The organism is Occallatibacter gabretensis (genome assembly GCF_001449115.1).
Taxonomy (GTDB): Bacteria; Acidobacteriota; Terriglobia; order Terriglobales; family Acidobacteriaceae; genus Telmatobacter; species Telmatobacter gabretensis.
The window spans coordinates 935,610-956,008 of the sequence record NZ_LAIJ01000009.1 but is presented as its reverse complement, the minus strand read 5'-3'; the positions used below and the strand labels follow the sequence as shown (position 1 = coordinate 956,008).

Genomic DNA, 20,399 nt, shown 5'->3' with positions numbered 1-20,399 from the left:
ACCTCTAGCCATTCCCGCTACTCAGTCCTCAACGCTTCCATTGGATGCACCGTCGACGCTCGCCGTGCAGGGAGCAGACACGCCAGCACCGCTGTTCCGAGCAGCACCGCCGCGCTTGCAGCCAGCACCCACGGATCCAGCGGCTTCACGCCAAACAGCAGGCTCCTCACAAATCGTGAAGCTACCCATGCCCCTGCAGCGCCCAGCAGAATCCCCGGCACAACCATCCATAGCGCCTCACGAACCACAAGCCGCACGACACCAGTGCGCGAAGCACCCAGCGCCATGCGCACGCCGATCTCCCGCTTGCGCCGCAGCACTGAGTAATTCAACAGCCCATACATGCCAATCGCCGAAAGCACCAGTGTCAGCACCGCGAAAAAGCCCGCCAGCACGGCCACCATGCGCTCCCGGCCCACAGCGTTGCCCATAAGCTGGCTCATGGTGACCGTTTCATAGAGCGGCACGTCCGGCGCAATCTGCCGGAAGGCTTCCTTCACAGCGGTCTCGCCTTCTGCGGTGCTCCGGCTGCGGACAGAAAACTCCATATATGGATTCCAGCCGCCTGTGCCGAAGAATGGCTCATAAAAGATAGGTTGCACCTTTTCGCGGAGCCCGTTATAGAGCGTGTCTCCCACGACGCCGATGACCTCCACCTTCTGGTCAGGGCCCTTCGAGATCGCATGGCCCAGCGAGACCATCTGGCCCACAGCGTTCTGGCCAGGAAAGAAAAACTCCGCTGCGGCCCGCGAGAGGATACACACCTTCGGCGCACCTTCCTTATCATTCGGCGTAAAGTCGCGGCCCGCCACCAGCGGAATTCCCATGGTGCGGAAATAATCCGGCCCCACGGAAAGATTCGGCATGTGGCCGTTCTGGCGCACTTCGCCGGAAGGCAGCTGCACTGAAAGTGGGCGCAGGTACGTTGCGCCCCCGAACTGGTGTGCCTGGCTCAGACTTACGCTCTCCACGCCGGGTGAGTGCCGGATTTTTTCGAGCAGCGACAAGTAAAGCGATGCAGGAGCCTTGTTCGAATCTTTACTCACCTGCGCGGCTCGCGCTGTAAAGTCCGCCCGCGTAAACGTCACGCCGCTGGTGCTGAATCCAGGGTTGGTCGCCAGCAGCCGCACCAGCGTCGTGGACATCAGTGCGGCAATCACCACGATCACCAGCGAAAGCCCGATTTGCACCGGTGCGAGCCAGCTTCCCATGCGCCGCGGACGCCGCCCCGTCAGTTCCAGCTCGCCTTCCTTGATCTCGCGCACCGGGTCTACGCGGCTGGCGCGCCACGCCGGAACCACCCCGGCAAGAAGGACGGTCAGGCCAGTGACACCGAGCGCGAAGAGAAGCACATAGCCCGTCGGAGAGGCGTTCATGGTCAGCGGCTGATCGCCGCGCTCTTCAATCAGGCGAACCAGCGCACGGCTCGTGCCCCAGGCAAACAAAAGCCCCAAACCCATTCCCGCGAACGCCAGCAGCAGGCTCTCCCAGCAGAGCTGAGCCGTGAGACGGCCTCGGCTTGCGCCCAAGGCCACGCGCACCGCCAGTTCACGCCGCCTCGCCAGCGCCCGCGTGCCGGCCAGGCTGGCCAGATACGCACAGGCCACCAGCAGCGAGAGCCCGACCAGACCCTCAATGAGATACAAGGGCTGCGCATACTCGCCGCGCAGATACGAGATTCCCGTTCGGCCCGGCATTACGACAAGATGCGCGCCGCTGGCCTGCACAAACTCACCGCTCGAATCCAGCGTGTAGTAGTGAAATTCCTTCTCCGCCTTCAGCGACGCGGTATAGACAGGATCGGACTGCGCCAGCACCTGCGCCACCGTTGCTCCGTCCTTCAGCCGTCCCAGCAGGACGCGATTCCACGAGCCGAAGCCATGCCTGTCCTCGCGGTCGCCGATCTCGGAGGGCATGTAAATCCACGGCCGGTCGCCGACAGAGACGCTCTCAAAGCCCGGCTCCATGACACCCACGACTACGCCCTTTTTACCTTCGACGTCCAGCACGCGGCCCACCACGTTAGGGTCGCCGCCCAGATGGCTGTGCCAGTAGTCGTAACCCAGCACCATGGCGTAACCCTCCGGACCGCCGCCCGGCTTGTCGTCCTCTTCGCCAATCAGCCGTCCCAGTGCGGCATGAACTCCTAGCATGCGGAAGCACCCGCCCGTCACCTGTGCCGATGGAACAGGGCGCGTGCCGCTCGCTTCGCGCAGATTCATGGACGTGCTGTCCCAGGCGCACAGTCCGTTCAGGGATGCGGGCAAGGGAGCAGAAAGCGCGTCATACATCTTGCCGGAAACGTTGTCGGATGGTCGATCTTTTGCGTTGCCGCCCACATAGAGCTGGATTTCGAACTGTACCATCCGGTCTGGACGTTCTACGGGCAGGCTCTTCAACAGCAGCGCATACATCAGCCCGAAGACCGCCGTATTCGCACCGATAGCCAGCGTCAGCGTAATCAGCGCCGTCGCCGTATAGCCGGGACTTTTCCTCAATTGCCGCAGCGCATAACGCACGTCCTGTCCCGCGCGTTCCAGCCATTGCCATCCCCATGAGGCTCGCGTCACATCCGCCACCAGCGGAGGATTGCCCATCTCGCGCGTCGCAGCTGCGTGTGCCTCTTCGTACGGTTCACCCTTTGCCATACGCTCCTCCACTGCTATCCGCAGATGCGCATCCAGCTCCTCGCGCAAATCGTTCTTCTTCCGCTCCCACCCTGGCCAGATCTTCATGCGTATCCTCCGTGCCCCACACTGAATTGATAGATGCCCGCTTCACGCGCAGGGCCCTTGTGCTCACCGTTCCACGAATCACTCATTCCGCAAAGTCTCCAGCGGATCAACATATGCAGCTCGCCTTGCTGGAATAAAAGCAGCGGCAAATCCCGTAATGGCCAACGCAACGGATGCTGCGAATATAGCCGCCGAATTTCTCACCGCTGATCCATAGAGAAGATGACTTGCCAGGCGAATCGCGGCAACAGAGAGCAGCAGTCCCAGTCCGATTCCCACCACCAATATCCATGCCGCCTGGCTGACAATCAACATCTGGACATGCCGTCTTGTCGCTCCCAGCGCCAGGCGGATTCCAAACTCGCTCTTGCGGCGTGAGGTGCGAGACGACATGACCCCATAGAAGCCAATCGTGACGAGCAGCAGCGTGAGGCTTGCGTAAATTCCTGCCAGGCGCGCAAGAAGTTTCTCAGTGCCAAGGTCGCCGCTCAGTTCCATTGAGAAGGGAACCATTTCATCGATAGGCAGCGTGGGGTCGACTTCATGCAGCGCCTGACGAACACTCTCAGATAGCGCACGGGGATCACCGATGACGCGCACTCGTATGCCGTGTACCGGAGCAGGATTCTGGTTGATGCTCATGTAGACCATCGGCGGAGCCTCAAGTTGAGGGCCGTTCACATGCGCATCGGCCACTTCACCAACGATCAGAAACTTATGGTCATTGGGAGCAGGCTCGTAGCCCACACGTTGGCCAATCGGATCGTTGTCTCCAAAGAGCTGGTGCGCATAGGAGCGGCTGATGATCGCGACCGTCTGTGTTTTGTCTGTGTCGGTCGAAGAGAAGTCGCGGCCGCGCAGAAATGGAATACCGGTGGTTGTAAAGAAGCCACGACTGACATGATCTTCCTGCCCGTGGACCTGCCCATTCGTAAGGTCGCCGCGTCCATGAACGTAGATCGCAGTGTTCCAGCCGCAATGGATACCCCCGCACATCCCCACCGCCGCACTGCGAACACCGGGCAGTGCCTGAAGCCGCTCCTGCATGCGGAGATAAAGAGCGGGTAGCCTGTCGCGGTGATCCGCGTATCGAGTCTCGTCCATGTCCGAGCGAACCAGAAGCACATGCTCGCGATCCATGCCAACATCGACAGTCTCCCAATGCACCAGCGTGGAAGCGAAACAGAACGACATGCTGGAAAGCAGAAGCGAGAGGCTGACCTGCGTGATCAGCAACAGATTTGCTCGCCAGCGCTGGCGGCCCGTCTGGGCGATGCCTGCCACCCTCGCGCGTGAACCTGCCGCACGCGTAACGCCGGTTCGCATAAAGATAAGGGCCGGCAGGATGCTGAAGAACAGAAGCGACAGCAGCATGAGCGAGACGCCGAGGACCGCGATGGGCAGGCTCGTATGCAGGTCGATCGTGAGAGGCGAATTGTGGTTGGAGGCCCAGCGTATGAGCATGCCGCTCGAAATGCGGCCCATGACGAAAGCAAGAGCGAAGCCTGCAACGACCATCAGAACGTCTTCGAGAACGATCTGACAGAGGAGCCGGACCCCGCTTGCTCCGAGAGCCATCCGCACACCAAGTTCGTGAGCGCGGGCATTGAGCCGGGCAAGCTGTAGGTTGGCAAGGTTCAGGCAGCCGACAAGAAAAATGGATGCGGATAACGCCATGAGCAATACGAGAGGCGTTAAGAACCTGCGCCGCATGCCGCCATTGCCATGGTTGAGCGGAACCACATCGGTGGTTGCTCGAAGAAGCGCGGCTTTAACATCCGGATCGACGGTGGCTTCGGTCATCAGCTCACGATCCGGGCGGAAGACCTGATCCCAATGTGCAGCAACTGCGGCACGGCGCTCAGGCGGAATGCGCGCGATGAGCGCGAGCCAGAAGATGGTGGGCTGGTTATGCCAGGGCTTGCTGAGCGTTACATCGTGGCCGGGCCCGAGCGAGTCCCACGGAGGGGTAAATACACCCGTGCTTTGGAGCGCGAGCGGCAGCCAGATATCGGGAGCATAGCCTATGACCACGTCGAGGAAACGCCGCTTCGCCACGCCTATGACGACAAACGCGCGGCCATTGAGAAGCATGTGCTGACCGACAGCCTGCTGCGCCGATCCGAATGTGTCGCGGGCAAAATCGTAGCGTAGTACGGCGGGCCACTCGCTCTGGCCCAATGTGTCGTCGGCCTGAATAAATAACCGGCCCGCCGCCGGAGTCACACCAAGCACGCTGAAGTAGTTGTCTGAGACGAGATCGCATGAGGGCTTCGCCGATACTCGGTTCGGAATCTCAAGATCGGCCAGGCCTACACTGGCGCGGGCAAGCAGCGGAGCTTCGGGAGTAGCCGCGCGAAGGCGCTGATATGCAGCATAGGAAACCGCCCATCCCTCATCGAAGGGCGTGCGAGCAGCGTGCACTGCGACAAGTTCTTCCGGATGGGGGACGGGCAGATCGGCCAGGATGACGCTATAAACGAGCTGGAAAACAGCCAGGTTAGCGCCAATTCCCAGCGCAAGTGTAAGCAGAACCGTAACTGTAAAGCCCGGGGAACCGAGAAGCCGGCGAATGGCGTAGCGGAGGTCTTGTCCGATGCGCTCCATCCATAACCAACCCCACGCGGAACGCGTCACATCGGCGACGAGCAGCCGATTTCCCAGCTCGCGCATGGCTGCCGCGCGTGCGGCTTCCGGCGATTCCCCTCGCGCAATACGTTCTTCGATGGCGATGCGCAAATGTGTCTCCAGCTCCTCGCGGAGATCATTCTTCCGCCGTTCCCAGTCGAACCCAAGCCCCATACATACCTCTATAGTTTTCCGTTGCTGTACATCCCTGACGCGTCTTTGTTTCGCGCCTCGCGGTTCTTCTGTTTCTATTACTCCGACCGCAACGCCACAGTTGGATTGACATACATCGCAGACCTGGCTGGGATAAAAGTTGCCAGCAAAGTGACCAGTGCCAGCAGAACAGTTACGCCGCAGAACACAGCCGGATCATGCGTGCCCGTGTTGAACAAAAGACTCGACAGCATGCGTGTCATGACAAAAGCAAAAGCGATTCCTGCCAGAATTCCAGGAACAATCATGCTGAGCGCGCCGCGAAGCACAAGCCTCAAAATATCAGCCCGTGAAGCGCCAACAGCCATGCGCAGGCCGATCTCCGCCGTGCGCTGCACTACGAGATACGAGACCACGCCATAAAGGCCGACCATCGCGAGGACGATACCCGTACACGCGAAGAATCCAACCAGCATCATCTCGAATCGCGGCTGATCCGCCATCTTTCCAACCTCCTCATGCAGAGTGTTCACATCCACCGGCAGTGTCGGATCGAGAGATGCAACCTGAGACCGTATCCATTGTTCGCTTACGCTCGCAGGCAGGTTGGTCTTCAAAATGACAACCGCACTGTGATCCCAATCTTCAGGATGGTTGCGTCGCAGCCGGTAATATTCCGGCTCCTCGCCTCCGGCAAGTCCTCCATTTTTTACGTCCGCAGCAACACCAACAACAGTGCACAAGGGATTCTCTGAGTCAGGCGCGCCGGAATGGAGATGCAACTGCTGCCCGACGGGGTCCTGTCCGGGGAAGATGCGATTGGCGAGCGACTTGCTGAGTACGACGAAGTTCCCGCTCGACGACAGCTCCTCTTCTGCAAAACCGCTCCCTTGCACAATTGGAATCTGCAGTGCGCTGAAATAGTCAGATGTAACCCATCGCCAGGCAACGGTTCCACCGGTTCCCGATGTGATTTGCGGCTTGCCCTCAACGTGGATAGGAGCGAAGATCTGGTCGCGATGATCGCCACCCGGCGGCAAAGAGTCGCTCATGGCCAGCATGGCAATTCCAGGACCGTAGCGCAGGTTGTGCTGCAACTGTTGAAAGAACGCCATCTGGCTCTCGGCGGTTGGATACGATGTCTGCCCGAGTGAGATTGCAGCCGTCACAATGTTCTCTGCATTCATGCCGAGGTTTTGCGTTTGCAGATTCCAGAAGCTGCGCACAAGCAACGCGCCACCCGCCAGTAGTACCAGGCTCATGGCAATCTGCGCGGTCACCAGACACTGTCTCAGCAGGGCGCGGCTTGAGCTCAATCGCGTGCGCTGCGTCAAAGATTCGAGCCCAGTTCTTCGTGTGGCGGATATAAGGCCGAAGAAAACTGCACAGGCCAGAGACACAGCAAGCGTGAATCCGAAGATTCGCAAATCGATCCGCGCTTCGCTCAAAGAGGGAAGTCCCTCGGGAGCCAGTGAAACGAACAAGCGCATCAATACTGCGGCAAAGAGGCAACCGGCGATTCCTCCGGCCAGCGAAAGGATGAATGATTCTGTCAGCGCCTGGCGGGTCAACCGCAGGCGGCTGGCGCCCAGGGCGGCTCGTACGGCCTGTTCTTTTTCACGGCTTGCCCCACGCGCCATGAGCAGACTGGCAACATTCGCACAGGCAATCAGCAAAACAGCGGCCACCAGGCCGAGCAGCATCCATGCGGCTCGATGGACGTCGTGAAACTGGCGATCACGCAGCGACCGCACTCGGAGATGAACCTCCTTACGAAATGGCGCCGGTGCAAGCCGAAGAGAATATTCAAACAAGGGCTGGAGCTCCGCCGTAGCCTGCTCAATGCTTACGCCGGGTTTCAGTCTCGCGAACGCCCACATGACATGTTCCGGAGACTGCCTGCGCTCCGCGGCCACGTCCAAAGCCTGCGGCAAAAGAATATCTGCCGCCTGCAGCCGCGGCATCTCGAAATCCTTCGGCAGCACGCCCACAATCTGGATCGGATGTCCATCAATGCGAATCACTCTGCCGACGGCGCTGCGATCAAGCTGAAATCGCTTTTCCCACAGTGCATATGAAATCAGTGCCGCTTTCGGACCATTCGGTCTATCTTCATCTGGAAGAAAGTTACGGCCCGCAATCGGAGCTACGCCCAGAGTGGGCAGAAAATTCGCTTCGACATGCGCGCAATCCAGCCTCACGGGATTGACCTCGGTCAGATCACACGGCTCTGTGGCTATCTCCGAAGTGAGGCTCACGAACGGTTTTTGATTGTCCTGCCACTCATAGTAGAAACCGCCAAGCGCGAACTCCTGCGTTTCGATCGGAGCAGTCAAACCCACTGAGACCAGGCGGCCGGAATCGGAATAGGGAAGATTGCGAAAAAGAATTCTATCCACCACACTGAAGACCGCTGTCGTTGCTCCAATTCCGAGCATCAGCGTGAGCACGACGGTGAAGGAGAAGGTTGGATTGCGTCCGAATCCGCGCACCGCATAGCGAATATCCTGCAGAGCATGTTCAAGCCACTGCCAGCCCCATGTGGAGCGCGTCACATCCGCTACCAGTGCGGAGTTGCCCATCTCTCGCACCGCTGCGGTTCGCGCCTCTTCCGGCGATTCGCCGCGTGCTATGCGTTCTTCCGTGGCAATCCTCAAATGAGCTTCCAGCTCTGCGCGCAGATCGTTCTTCTTTCGCTCCCACCTGGCCCAAAATCGCATACGCGCCTCCCGTTACTCTGCCGTGCGAGCCGCGCCCATCACCGCACCAATGGCCTGCACCATGCGCTGCCAGCGCTCCTGTTCGGCAACCAGCTGCTCTTTGCCTTTTTTTGTTATCTCGTAAAACTTCGCGCGCTGATTGCTCTCGGTCACTCCCCACTTGGACTTGACCCAGCCCTGCCGCTCCAGCCGGTGCAGCGCGGGATACAGCGAGCCCGTCTCGACCTGCAGCACCTCGTCCGACTTAAAGCGAATCCCCTGTGCAATGCCGTATCCATGCATCGACCCCCAGCGCAGCGCCTCCAGGATCAGCATGTCCAATGTCCCTTGCAGCAGCTCAATCCGGTTTTGATATTTCTCCGTTTTTACCATGATGTAGACAATCTACTCCCACGCCTGTAGATTGTCTACCCCCAGACAGGTTCATGCATTTTTTGTATTTGGAATCAATTTTTCGCTTGCAGTTTTTCTCAACTTCGGGCATTCTGTCACTCGTGCCGTATCGAATCCAACTCGAACCCAGACATGACGCCGGTAGCCTGCGGCTAGCGTTATCGCGGAATCACGTCTCAGGGTCAGGATTCGAGAGGAGCAATATCTAGCGCTCCATTTGCCATCAGCTCTCTCGAAGCCCCTGGCCACGCGGTCAGGGTTTTTTGTTTCTGCACAACAGAAATCTCCATGACCTCTGGATCAGGTCCACACCAACAGTCAACAGCAAATTGAAACGAGCAATCCAATGGTACGAATGGAGATTTTTGACAACCAGATTCCTGTCTTCGGCTCTGCCGATGAGCGCACTCTGAACCAGATTCGCGTCTGCGCTCGCACTGCGGACAAGGTCGCCCTCATGCCGGACAACCACGTTGGCTACGGTGTTCCCATCGGCGGCATAGTCGCCTACCGGGATGCCATCAGCCCTACCGGCGTTGGTTATGACATCGGCTGCGGCAATAAGGCCGTGCGCCTCGACATGCCTGGCTCCGAGCTGCGCGCCAACATCGCTCGCATCATGGACGATGTGTGGAACATCATCAGCTTCGGCGTAGGCCGCAAGAACAACGAAGCGGGCAACGAGGAGATTCGCGCGCACGTGCTCTTTGACGATGCGGCGTGGAAGCTGAAGGCCATCTCGCCGCTTAAGCAGATGGCGCGCAACCAGCTCGGAACCGTCGGCAGCGGTAATCACTATGTCGACCTTTTTGTGGATGAAGAGGATCGCGTATGGATCGGCGTGCACTTCGGCTCGCGCGGACTCGGCCACAAGACCGCGACCTGGTTTCTTGAGGCGGCAGGTGCGTCAGACGGCATGGACGTGGAGCCTTGCGTGCTCTCTACCGCCAGTGATCTTGGTGCTGACTACCTTGAAGCCATGCGTCTTGCGGGCGACTACGCCTACGCTGGCCGCGACTGGGTTTGCTCACGCGTTGCCGCCATTCTCGGCGCGCCTATTGTGGAAGAGGTGCATAACCACCACAACTACGCATGGCGCGAAGAGCACGGCGGAGAGATGCTCTGGGTCGTGCGCAAGGGAGCCACGCCGGCCTTTCCCGGTCAGCGCGGATTTGTCGGTGGAACCATGGGCGAGCAGTCCGTGATCCTTGAAGGTGTGGAGAACGAGCACGCGCGTTACTCGCTCTACTCCACAGTCCACGGTGCGGGCCGAGCCATGGGCCGCCGCGAGGCCGCAGGCGTCATCGATCGCAAGACGGGCGCCGTCAAGCGCGCGGGTCGCGTCACGCCGGAGATGATGCGCGGCTGGATCGAGCGCGCAGGGATTGGGCTACGCGGCGCAGGACTCGACGAATCGCCCGACTGCTACAAGCGTCTCGATGAAGTGCTTGAGGCTGTCGACGACACCGTTCGCATCCTGCACCGCCTCACCCCGGTCGGCGTAGCCATGGCAGGCGCAAACGAGTTCGATCCCTACAAGGATTGAATCATTCATCATGGGTGCCCATCTTTCACGCGCACTCCGCGTGAAGGGTCTGTACCGGCAAACGTGGCCTTGTTACACTGACAGGCCGGAAAGGAAAGAACCATGAGGTTAGCCGAAGCACTGGCAGCACGCAGTGATTGCCAGACCCGAATCGAAGAGCTCAAGAAGCGTGTGATCCGCTCGGCTCGCGTGCAGGAGGGCGACAAGCCTGCGGAAGATGTTGCCGAGCTGCTAGAGGAATCCGAACGAATCTTCGTGCGGTTGAATGAGCTCATCAGCGCCATCAATCGAACCAATGCTCGTACGGCATTTAACGCGAGCCTGACCATCTCGGATGCTATCGCGGAGCGCGACATCACGGCCAAGCGCCGCGACTTTCTCTCCGCAATCGCCGAAGCAGCAAGCACACGCCAGGATCGCTACACCAAGTCGGAGGTGAAGTTCGTCGCATCCATTTCAGTGTCCGAGCTCCAGACAGAAGTGGATCGGCTCTCGAAGCGTTATCGCGAACTGGATACGCGCCTTCAGGAGCTAAACTGGCAGACGGAGTTGATCTGAGGCAGTTGGTAGTTTTCTGTTGCAGTGAGCACAAGCCCTGCCGGGGGCCAAGCCGGCACTTGGGTGACCCTGAAGAGCCAGGGTCGACGGGTTCGACCCCCGCGCAGTACAACGCAGGCTCAGTACGGTTACAACCGTATCGTGCATTGATGATCGCGTACAACCATGTGCTGGGCAGCAGGAGATGAGGGTGGGTTCGGGGACTCTCAGATCAGAAGGTAAGTGCCAAAACCATCACAACACTAGGTGCCTCACCCTTCACGCACACTCCGCGTGAAGGGTAGGGTGTCAACCAAGCCTGGCCTTGTTGTATGGAACTCACTGCGCAACCTTTCCACCGGGCTTACGCGCCAATTTCTTTGCCGCACTTTTCTTTACGACTTTGCCTGTACCAGACTCCATCAGGTACGCATCTACAATCGTCCGCAGCAGGCCGGGAAATCGCTTATCAATCTCTTCGCATCGCGGGATGTTGTGCATCTCCACGCCATGCCGTTCGCTTCGGATCAACCCGCTCTCGCGAAGAATCCTGAAGTGCTGCGAGAGCGTGGACTTCGGGATAGCTTTGTCCCTGACCGTCAGAAAGGTCGAGCAGTTCTGCGGGCACTCCTGACCCGCAATGTCGACAAAGATTGCCACCCGCACCGAATCCGAGAGCGCATAGAGAATGCCCTCCAGCGTGACGTCTTCCATCGAGGGATGAACCATCGGCCGCATATCCATTGAGAGTAGTCACTCATGCGGAATGATTCAATAGTTCATTAATACTGAACTAATGAATCTTGTGCGACACGGCTTCCATCTACTCCCGCAGGAGGAATTTTATGGGTAAGCTCGAAGGAAAAGTTGCCGTCATCACCGCGGCTACTTCAGGTATGGCGCTCGCAACTGCAAAGCTCTTTGTGGAGGAAGGCGCATACGTGTTCATCACCGGCCGCCGCAAGGACAAGCTCGATGAAGCCGTTCAGTTGATTGGGAAAAACGTCACCGGCGTGCAGGGAGACGCCGCCAGTCTGGCCGATCTGGATCGACTGTACGAGACGGTCCGCAAGGAAAAAGGCAAGATCGATATCCTCTTTGCCAGCGCGGGCTTCGGGGAGTTCATCACGCTTGCGGAGGTAACCGAAGAGCACTTCGACAAGACCTTTGGGCTGAATGTGCGCGGCACTCTGTTCACCGTGCAGAAAGCGCTGCCGCTCTTTCAAGATAACGGCGCCATCATCATGAACGGATCCATCGCCGGAATCAAGGGCTTTGCCACCTTGGGCGTCTACGGTGCCAGCAAGGCCGCGCTGCGCTCCTTTGCCCGTACTTGGCTCACGGAGCTTAAGGATCGCAGAATCCGGGTCAATGTCCTCAGCCCAGGCACCATCGACACACCCGCCCTCGATCCCTTCGGTAGCGAGGCGAAGGAGCAGTTCAAATCCATGATTCCACGCGGCGAAATGGGTCGCCCCGAAGAGATCGCGACCGCGGCCTTATTCCTGGCATCAAGCGATTCAAGCTTTGTGAATGGTGTGGAGCTTTTTGTCGACGGGGGCACCGCACAGATCTAACCCTCAGGAGTCGCAATGGTCCCATCCTTCGCCCGTCTTGCGTGAAGGGTGGGCTCCTGACGGGCATTTTTATTTTGCATGTTGTTGAAAATAAACAATATATATTACGAATCTAGCCATCCGGTCAGCCTCGTCGTACACTAATCTGTTTATGAGCGTCCGAATCGGCATTCCCGTACCCACCTCGATCGACACGGATTACAACACGCGTGCCCTGCCGCCGTATCTTCAGGCTCTCCAATCTGTTGGAGCCACCCCCATCCTCATCTCGCTCGATGACAAGCCTGCGGATGTGGCCCGCATTCTTGCCACAGTTCAGGGAGTTCTACTACCGGGGAGCAAGTTCGATGTCGATCCGCAGAAGTATGGCGCCGAAAAGATCCCCGTCTGCAACCCCGCCGACCCGGCTCGTGAAGCCGTCGAAGAGTTGCTTTTGCAAGATGCCTTTAATCTCCACAAGCCCATTCTCGCCATCTGTTACGGCATCCAAAGCCTCAACGTCTGGCTCAACGGCACGCTCATTCAGGATCTGTCTACCGCCGGCAAAACACAGATCAACCATGCTCCCGAGCGCACCATTCTTGAGGCTCATCCCATCCGCATCACCTCTGGCTCGCTTATCTCTAGCCTGGCCGGCGGAGCCGCGGAAGATCAAGTCAACTCCAGCCACCATCAGGCTTTACTCGCTCCAGGCAACAACCTTCGGGTCACCGCCATCTCTCCAATAGATGAAGTTATTGAGGCCGTGGAGCTCGAATCACCCGATCACTGGGTTATGGGCATCCAGTGGCATCCCGAACGCACCTACACCACCAGCGCTCTTTCTCGCGCACTCTTCTCCGCCTTCGTCCACACCGCCGAGGGATGGAAGCCCCGCGCAATTCACGAATCAGTGGCGATGGCCCAATGACCACTCCCTCTGGTTTTGAAGTTAAACTCAACGCTATTCTCGCGGAATCCGGCCACCAGCCTCTTGATTCCGAGACCGCATCGCGCTTCGAGGATTACTCCGTCCTGCTGCAGCGTTGGAACGCCCGCACCAACCTCACCGCGATCCGGGATGAGGACAGCATGCTGCGCCATCACTTCGCGGAGTGCATAGCCGCCGCCCAGGCACTTCCCATTGATTCCGGCACTCTGCTCGATTTCGGTTCAGGCGCAGGCTTTCCGGGCATACCCATCGCGCTTTGCAAACCAGAGGTTCACGTCACACTCGCCGAGTCCCAGGGAAAAAAGACCGCATTCCTCCGCGAAGCAATCCGCACCCTCGGACTTTCCACCCAGGTTTATTCTGACCGTGCAGAGAAGCTCGGTAAAACCTTCGATCTTGTGACTCTCCGCGCCGTTGACAAGATGGAGACTGCGATCGAAGCCGCCACGGCGCTCGTGCGCCCCGAAGGCTGGCTGGTCCTGCTAGCCACCTCCAACACGCAGGCTTGCCTTCAGATGGCGGCTGGCAACGAATTCACATGGTCCGCTCCGGAGCCACTTCCCGGTGGAGATGACCGCGTTCTGCTTCTTGGTAAGAAGTCGTGATTTCAGAAATCATGGTTAAAGAGCCCTATGTCTCCATGTTCCACGTGGAACATTCTTTATAGAGCTGAATCACTCCTCAAACGTTCCACGTGGAACATTGGAGCGAAACGGAACAACGTACATTAAAAGCCCGCCTCGAGATCCTCCTAATTTGGTCACCATCTTGGGCAAGTTTTCCACCGTTCACTGCTTTGTAACCGTCCTTCCGTCAGATCGTCCTTCTGTTCGCAATCCCTTGGATCAGTAATAGTTACCCACTGCCAGATTCTCTCGAAAATAGTGCTTTCCACAGCTTTGCTGAATTCTCCACAGGTCAACTGCCTGTTCCGAGCCGCCTGCGAACGATAGTCTTAAATGCCATGGGAAGGATCGTCGGACTCGTCAATCAAAAAGGGGGTGTGGGCAAAACCACAACTGCCATTAATCTCTCAGCCTGCCTCGCTCTTGAGGGCCTTAAGGTGCTCTTGGTCGATTGCGACCCCCAGGCAAACGCCTCTTCCGGCGTCGGTATCCCGCGTGACGACGACCGCCACTCCATTTATGACGTCCTCATGGGCCTTGCGCCCGCCGAGCAGGTAATTCTACCCACAGAAATTGAAACTCTCTTCCTGCTGCCAGGCTCCAAGAACCTGACCGGCGCCAATATCGAGCTGGCCCCGGCAGAAGACCGCGCACTCCGCCTTCGCAAGGCCCTCGAGCCGATTAAGGATCAATACGACATGATCCTGCTCGACTGCCCACCGGCGCTCGATTTGCTTACCCTCAACGTCCTTGCCGCTGCAAACTCGCTTATCGTCACCATGCAGGCCGAATATTTTGCCCTTGAAGGCATCTCTGAGCTGATTTCCACTCTTGAGCGCGTCCGCCAGGCCTACAATCCTGACGCCAAAATCGAAGGCGTCCTGCTCACCATGTATGACGACCGCACCAACCTGGCCCAGCAAGTCACGCAGACCCTCCGCCAGCATTTCAAAGAGCAGCTCTTCAAGACGGTGATTCCGCGCAATATTCGCCTCGCAGAAGCTCCCAGCCACGGCAAACCCGTCGCGCTCTACGATCCGCGTTCACGCGGTACTGAGGCATACTTCGAGCTAGCCGGCGAGTACATGGCGCGAAACGGCATCGAAAGCCCGCGCGCCAAGCAGCGCTCCGAGGAGAAACTGGCCATTGCCGCTTCCGCAGAACGCGAATCGCGCAAACCAGCAGTCCGTTTCTGGCCATACTCTTAGGCAGCCGGATTTCCGCCTGTCGTTTTACCCAGAAAGTTCATTGTTTCCCCGGTAAAACAGCCGGGCTCCAAGGATGTTGATTTATGACCACGACCACAACCCCAGCACATGACCCAAAGCGCCGCGCACTCGGCAAAGGGCTCGACTCGCTCCTTCCCCGCGTACAAACTGCTGCCACGCCCTCTAACATCGCAGGCCCTGAAGCTGAAACCGGCAAGCCGCGTGAGATCCCTGTCGAACTGATCGATCCCAATCCCTACCAGACGCGAAAGATCTTTGACGAAGGCAGCCTTGCGGAGCTCGCTGAATCCATCAAAGCCAATGGCGTCGTGCAGCCCATCCTCGTGCGGCCCCGCGCCGATGGCCGCTTCCAGCTCATTGCCGGCGAGCGTCGCTGGCGTGCCTCCAAGCTTGTCGAGAAGAAAACCATTCCCGCTATCCTGCGCCAGGTCTCAGATGAGCAGGCGATGGAAATCACCATCGTCGAAAATCTCCAGCGCGCAGACCTCAATCCCATCGAGCAGGCCCGCGGCTTTGAACGGCTCTCTCGCGAGTTCAACATGACGCATGAGCAGATCTCCGTCCGCACAGGCAAAGATCGCGCCTCCATCTCGAACTACCTGCGCCTCCTCAAGCTCCCCTCCGTGGTTCAGCAGCAGGTAGAAGGTGGAATCCTCAGCTTCGGCCACGCACGGGCGCTGCTCGGCCTGCAGGGCACCGGCGAAATAGAGAAAGCAGCTCAGCGTGCGATTCAACTTTCGCTTTCTGTTCGCCAAACAGAAAACATGATTCAACAAATCCTGAACCCTGAAAAGGCCAAAACGAAAGAAGAAAAGCCCGAGCCTCCTGTCGATCCCAACGTCCGCGAAGTCGCCGACCAGCTTCAGCGAGCCCTCGGCCTCAAAGTCTCCATCGAAGACAAAAAAGGCCGCGGCCGCGTAATCATCGAGTACGCCAAGCTGGAAGACTTCGACGCGCTCCTCGAAAAGCTGGCAAAGTAGGACTCCTCAAGGCCCGCGCCGCTCAAGTCTGTGTAAAATGGCTGACATTCAGCGGCAGCGCGAGTCTGTAATCGCAGGAGACAGCAATGACTCTCGAAGTCTGGGCAATGATCATCGCTGGTGCAGTCGTGCTCGTCGCAGGACTCATCCTCGCCTGGCCACGCTTCCAGTCAGCCTCCGGCATCGACAAAATCTTCGCACTCGCGCCGGTATTTGAAGCCGTACCGCTCGCCATCTTTGCCATGGAGCATCTCTTCGACGCGCACGATCTCATGGGTGCCGTGCCCAAGTGGATCCCAGGCGCGCTCTTCTGGACTTACTTCTTCGGCGTGGCCCTCTTAGCCGCAGCCATCAGCTTCATCCTCTGGCGCTGTGTGCGCCTGTCGGCCACCTTGCTGGCAATCTTCTTCCTCATCATTGTTGCCGTGGTCGATCTGCCGAATCTCGCCGCTCAATTCCACGACCGCATCTTCTGGACGCTCACTGTACGCGAGCTATGCTTCGCCGGCGGAGCAATGGTCCTCGCCGGGAGCCTCACGCCTTGCAGCGCACCCATGTGTCGAACGCTCACTCCCATCGGCCGCACCATCGTCGCGCTCGTCATGATCTTTTACGGAATCGAGCACTTCTTCTTCCTGCACAACGTGCCCGGAGTTCCGCTCGAAAAGATCACGCCCAGCTGGATTCCCGCCTCAGCAGCAATCACCTGCTTCATCGGCGTCGTGCTCATTCTCGCCGGCATCGGCCTCTTCATCCGCAGCACTGTTCGCATCGCAGCCGCGAGCGCAGGCTCCATTCTCGTGCTTCTCGTAATCGCTTTTTACGGCCCGATCTGTGTTGCTCAACTCTCCACCAATCCAGTTGAAGGGCTCAACTACGTAGGCGACACGCTTCTCTTCGCAGCCACAGTCATGCTCGCAGGCTTCGGCGCAAATCGAACGGAAACAAGCCTGCAAGCCTAATGTCGAATAGATTTACCGGAGAAATCCGGCTGCTCCGGAATCGCCGCGCCGTCCGCACGCGGGTCGGATGCGCCGGAGTTGACGCCAGTTTTGCTGTCATGAAGAATGGCCTGCCCACGGCCCATCTGCGATGTGTAATCAGGATGTACCTGTAGCACGTGGCCCATGCGGGTCAGCGCATCTAGAGTAGCCTGTGTCACGCGCGACTCGATCACGATTCTGCAGCCCAGCTGCTGGCGGTCGGTAAATCGGGGCTCTTCCATAGCGGCCTGAACGTTCATGTGATAATCAACCACATTCGAGACGAACTGCGCATGCGCGAGCGGCTGATTCAGGCCACCCATGATGCCAAACCCGATATGCTGATCGCCGTGCTGCATGAAGGCCGGAATGATCGTGTGAAACGGGCGTTTCCGTCCCGCCAGCGCGTTGGGCGATGCGGGATCGAGCGAAAACAGCCCTCCCCTGTCCTGCAGCGCAAATCCCATGCCGAGCACGGTCACGTTCGAGCCGAAATTGTTGTAATTGCTCTGAATGACGGAAACGATATTGCCTTCGCGGTCGGCAACGGTGAAGTACGTAGTGTCGCTGGTACCCAGCGCGCCGGGAGCCACGGTGCAGTTGGCCTTCGCAGGATCGATCAACGAAGCCCGTTTCGCGGCATAGGCCTTCGAGAGAAGCTGCTCGACGGGAATTTTGCTGAAGCGCGGATCGCCGACATAAGTCTTCACGTCGGCATAAGCCAGCTTCATCGCCTCAATGCGCGTATGCAGCTCGCCGGAGCTGTGCGGGCCCGCCGGGTCGGGCTTGAACTGCTCCATGATGTTCAGCATTTCCAGCGCCGCAATACCGTCTCCGTTGGGCGGCAGCTCGTACACGGTCCAATCGCGATACTGCGTTGAGACCGGCTCTACCCACTCCGCGGAATACGAAGCAAGATCCTCTGCCGTCATCGTGCCGCCCAGCGCCTGTGACGTCTTCAAAATGGCCTGCGCAATCTCACCCTTGTAAAACGTCCCTTCGCCCTGCTCCGCCACAAGCCTCAGCGCATGCGCCACATCGGGATTGCGAAAGACCTCACCCGTCTCCGGCGTCTTGCCGCCGGGCAGAAAGACGCGCGTGCTTTCTGCATTCTTGAGCAGCTCTTCGCGATCCCCGTTCCACCAGTCATGAATAATCTCTGCCACAGGAAATCCCTGATCGGCATACACAATGGCCGGCTGAAAGAGCTCGCGCCACGGCAGCTTTCCCCACCGCGTGTGCAGTTTGGCCCATCCATCCACCACGCCCGGCACCGTCACGGAGTCGATCCCGTACTGCGGCATCGCCATCACGCCCTTCTCGCGCAGATGCTCGATGGTCAGCGTCTTTGGCGCCCAGCCACTGGCATTGATTCCATAAACCTTTCCCGTCTTCGCCTCCCAGTAAATGGCAAAGAGGTCGCCGCCTAGGCCGTTCGAGGTTGGCTCGGTAACGTTCAGAACAGCATTGGCCGCAATCGCCGCATCGATCGCCGAGCCGCCCTTCTCAAGAATGCGCGCGCCGGCCTGCGAAGCCGACACCTGGCTCGTGGCCACAAGGCCATACTGAGTGCTCACAACGGAGCGTCCGTAAGAGCGGTCCTGGCCGCACAGGCTGCCCGCAGATAGGCTGAGTGTGGCCAGTCCAACGAGCAAAACGGCAGAGAATTTGAGTGCAATCATGCGTGCGCGACTCCGGCAGGGAATGTCCGCGGAAATTTGTGGGCTTGCAACGAGACTACAACTCTATCATTGGCGGATTCTTTTCAGCCCGATCTGATCTATACTGCGCGTCGAGGCTCAAAACGCAATCTATGCATCTCTATCGCATTTCCGCTGCAGTGATTCTGTCCGTCGCCTGCTCGCTGGCATACTCGCAAGCTCCAGCCGTTCCACCCGTGCAGCAGCCCACACCCAATCAACCAGCGCCTGCCTCACAAAAGTACTCGCCACCGCCCACGCGCGATCCTCACACGCCCGGCTACGTGACCGCGACGGAGCTACCCGACGGTACAGTCCCGCCCGCCGACAAAGATGGCAACTTCATCCTCGGTCCCACGCACACACCCGCGCCTGAAGCGCTTACCAATCCTGACATTCCTCACGGAGATATCTTCGAGTTCACTCTCAACTCCGCCGACAGCAAGTTTTATCCCGGCATCAAGCGCGATCCAGGCCCGCTCGGCACCGCAGATCCCAACGATCCCGCAAAGCTGATCGTCACCACCAGCCATCCCGCTCCCTACACACGCAAAGTCACCGTGTACGTCCCAAAGCAGTATCAACCGGGCACTGCCGCGCCTTTCATCGTAGGCGCGGACGGGCCGGACATGCTGCTCTTCACCACGCTCGACTCACTCATCGCCGAGCATCGCGTCCCCGCCATGGTCGCCATCTCCATCTCCAACGGCACCGGCGACGCACAGGGCAGCGAGCGCGGCCTCGAATACGACACCATGTCAGGTCGTTACGCGGAGTTCGTCGAGCAGGAAGTACTCCCTCAAGTCGAGTCGCGCTACAACGTCAAGCTCACCCGCGATCCCGAAGGCCGCGCCGCCACGGGCGGCAGCTCCGGCGGAGCCGTCTCGCTCATCATGGCCTGGTATCACCCGGAGCTCTATCATCGCGTCCTTGCCTACTCCGGCACATGGATCAACCAGCAATGGCCCAGCAACCCCGACACGCCACACGGCGCATGGGAGTTCCACGAGCACATGATTCCGTCATCCCCGCGCAAGCCCATTCGCATCTGGATGGAAGTCGGCGACCGCGATCTCTACAATCCCAACGTCATGCGTGACAACATGCACGACTGGGTCCTGGCCAATGAAAAGATGGCGCAAGTTCTTGCGGCCAAGGGCTATCACTATCAGTTCCTCTTCGCGCCCAACGCGGGCCACGTCGACTACGCAACAAAAAAGCAGACTCTGGCAGAAGCACTTGAATATCTCTGGCAGGGCTACCCGAAAAAGTAAACATGAGCCGACTAATGAGATGGTCCGCCGCTTGATTCCTCAGCCTCAGTAGAGGGATCTCGTTTCAGATGTTCTCTGCCCCACGAACAGAGAACATCTAATACGGGGACCAGCGTCCGTCCGTGCGGCGTTAGCGAGTACCGCACTCGCAGGGGCAAACCTTGCTCCTGATGACGTTCCAGAATCCCGGCTCCTGTCATCTCCCGCAGATGACGGAGGAGCATCCGCTCTGTAATTTCAGGAATACTCTTACGCAATTCGTTCGTCCTCATCGGTCCGTCCAACAGTCGCCAGAGGATTGTGCCCTTCCATCGCCCGTCGATGACGCTTAGCGTCACATCGATGGGGCATGGTGAGATCTCTTTCTTTGAGACGCCCATAGATTGC

At 58.8% G+C, this 20,399-nt stretch carries 16 protein-coding genes; 9 read left to right on the top strand and 7 right to left on the bottom strand.

The window, feature by feature from the left end; translation table 11 throughout:
• Positions 1-17 precede the first annotated feature (17 nt).
• The 4 genes from VO84_RS10220 to VO84_RS10205 all read right to left on the bottom strand — a co-directional run bounded on the left by VO84_RS10220 (position 18) and on the right by VO84_RS10205 (position 8,608).
• Positions 18-2,735 carry an ABC transporter permease gene (locus VO84_RS10220; RefSeq protein ID WP_058187532.1) on the bottom strand — a complete coding sequence of 906 codons (2,718 nt, stop codon included), beginning with the start codon at positions 2,733-2,735 and terminating at the stop codon, positions 18-20.
• A gap of 78 nt (positions 2,736-2,813) precedes the next feature.
• Positions 2,814-5,537 (bottom strand): ADOP family duplicated permease, encoded by a 2,724-nt coding sequence (locus VO84_RS10215; RefSeq protein WP_058187531.1) that lies wholly within the window; start codon positions 5,535-5,537, stop codon positions 2,814-2,816.
• Positions 5,538-5,614: 77 nt separating this feature from the next.
• A complete protein-coding gene (locus VO84_RS10210; protein ID WP_058187530.1) occupies positions 5,615-8,236 on the bottom strand; it encodes an ABC transporter permease in 2,622 nt (873 codons plus the stop codon).
• A gap of 12 nt (positions 8,237-8,248) precedes the next feature.
• Complete coding sequence (locus VO84_RS10205; protein ID WP_058187529.1) at positions 8,249-8,608, bottom strand: PadR family transcriptional regulator; 360 nt, start codon at positions 8,606-8,608, stop codon at positions 8,249-8,251.
• Between the two features lie 376 nt (positions 8,609-8,984).
• On the opposite strand from VO84_RS10205, the gene VO84_RS10200 reads away from it, so the two are divergent.
• Positions 8,985-10,175: an RtcB family protein gene (locus tag VO84_RS10200; RefSeq protein WP_058187528.1), complete on the top strand. Its 1,191-nt coding sequence runs from the start codon at positions 8,985-8,987 to the stop codon at positions 10,173-10,175.
• A gap of 102 nt (positions 10,176-10,277) precedes the next feature.
• Positions 10,278-10,733: a DIP1984 family protein gene (locus tag VO84_RS10195; protein WP_058187527.1), complete on the top strand. Its 456-nt coding sequence runs from the start codon at positions 10,278-10,280 to the stop codon at positions 10,731-10,733.
• Between the two features lie 318 nt (positions 10,734-11,051).
• On the opposite strand, the gene VO84_RS10190 is transcribed toward VO84_RS10195, so the two are convergent.
• Complete coding sequence (locus VO84_RS10190) at positions 11,052-11,441, bottom strand: ArsR family transcriptional regulator (protein WP_231737873.1); 390 nt, start codon at positions 11,439-11,441, stop codon at positions 11,052-11,054.
• A 116-nt stretch (positions 11,442-11,557) separates the two neighbouring features.
• Between VO84_RS10190 and VO84_RS10185 the strand changes: the two genes are divergently transcribed.
• The 6 genes from VO84_RS10185 to VO84_RS10160 all read left to right on the top strand — a co-directional run bounded on the left by VO84_RS10185 (position 11,558) and on the right by VO84_RS10160 (position 17,017).
• Positions 11,558-12,289: an SDR family NAD(P)-dependent oxidoreductase gene (locus VO84_RS10185; protein ID WP_058187526.1), complete on the top strand. Its 732-nt coding sequence runs from the start codon at positions 11,558-11,560 to the stop codon at positions 12,287-12,289.
• A 151-nt stretch (positions 12,290-12,440) separates the two neighbouring features.
• Entirely contained in the window at positions 12,441-13,199 is a 759-nt protein-coding gene (locus tag VO84_RS10180; RefSeq protein WP_058187525.1) for a gamma-glutamyl-gamma-aminobutyrate hydrolase family protein, read from the top strand.
• Positions 13,196-13,825, top strand: a complete 630-nt coding sequence (rsmG, locus tag VO84_RS10175) for a 16S rRNA (guanine(527)-N(7))-methyltransferase RsmG (RefSeq protein ID WP_058187524.1) — start codon at positions 13,196-13,198, stop codon at positions 13,823-13,825. Before VO84_RS10180 ends, rsmG begins: the two co-directional genes overlap by 4 nt.
• A gap of 359 nt (positions 13,826-14,184) precedes the next feature.
• Positions 14,185-15,054 carry a ParA family protein gene (locus VO84_RS10170; RefSeq protein WP_058187523.1) on the top strand — a complete coding sequence of 290 codons (870 nt, stop codon included), beginning with the start codon at positions 14,185-14,187 and terminating at the stop codon, positions 15,052-15,054.
• An 83-nt stretch (positions 15,055-15,137) separates the two neighbouring features.
• Positions 15,138-16,055: a ParB/RepB/Spo0J family partition protein gene (locus tag VO84_RS10165; RefSeq protein WP_058187522.1), complete on the top strand. Its 918-nt coding sequence runs from the start codon at positions 15,138-15,140 to the stop codon at positions 16,053-16,055.
• 86 nt (positions 16,056-16,141) lie between these two features.
• Positions 16,142-17,017 (top strand): hypothetical protein, encoded by an 876-nt coding sequence (locus tag VO84_RS10160; RefSeq protein WP_058187521.1) that lies wholly within the window; start codon positions 16,142-16,144, stop codon positions 17,015-17,017.
• Here the strand turns inward: VO84_RS10160 and ggt are convergent.
• Positions 17,014-18,720, bottom strand: coding sequence for a gamma-glutamyltransferase (gene ggt / locus VO84_RS10155; RefSeq protein ID WP_058187520.1), 1,707 nt, complete (start codon positions 18,718-18,720; stop codon positions 17,014-17,016). The two genes, VO84_RS10160 and ggt, sit on opposite strands and share 4 nt — an antisense overlap.
• A 131-nt stretch (positions 18,721-18,851) precedes the next feature.
• On the opposite strand from ggt, the gene VO84_RS10150 reads away from it, so the two are divergent.
• Positions 18,852-20,012: an alpha/beta hydrolase gene (locus tag VO84_RS10150; protein WP_082661877.1), complete on the top strand. Its 1,161-nt coding sequence runs from the start codon at positions 18,852-18,854 to the stop codon at positions 20,010-20,012.
• An 11-nt stretch (positions 20,013-20,023) separates the two neighbouring features.
• On the opposite strand, the gene VO84_RS22145 is transcribed toward VO84_RS10150, so the two are convergent.
• A complete protein-coding gene (locus VO84_RS22145; protein ID WP_082661876.1) occupies positions 20,024-20,392 on the bottom strand; it encodes a winged helix-turn-helix transcriptional regulator in 369 nt (122 codons plus the stop codon).
• Positions 20,393-20,399 lie beyond the last annotated feature (7 nt).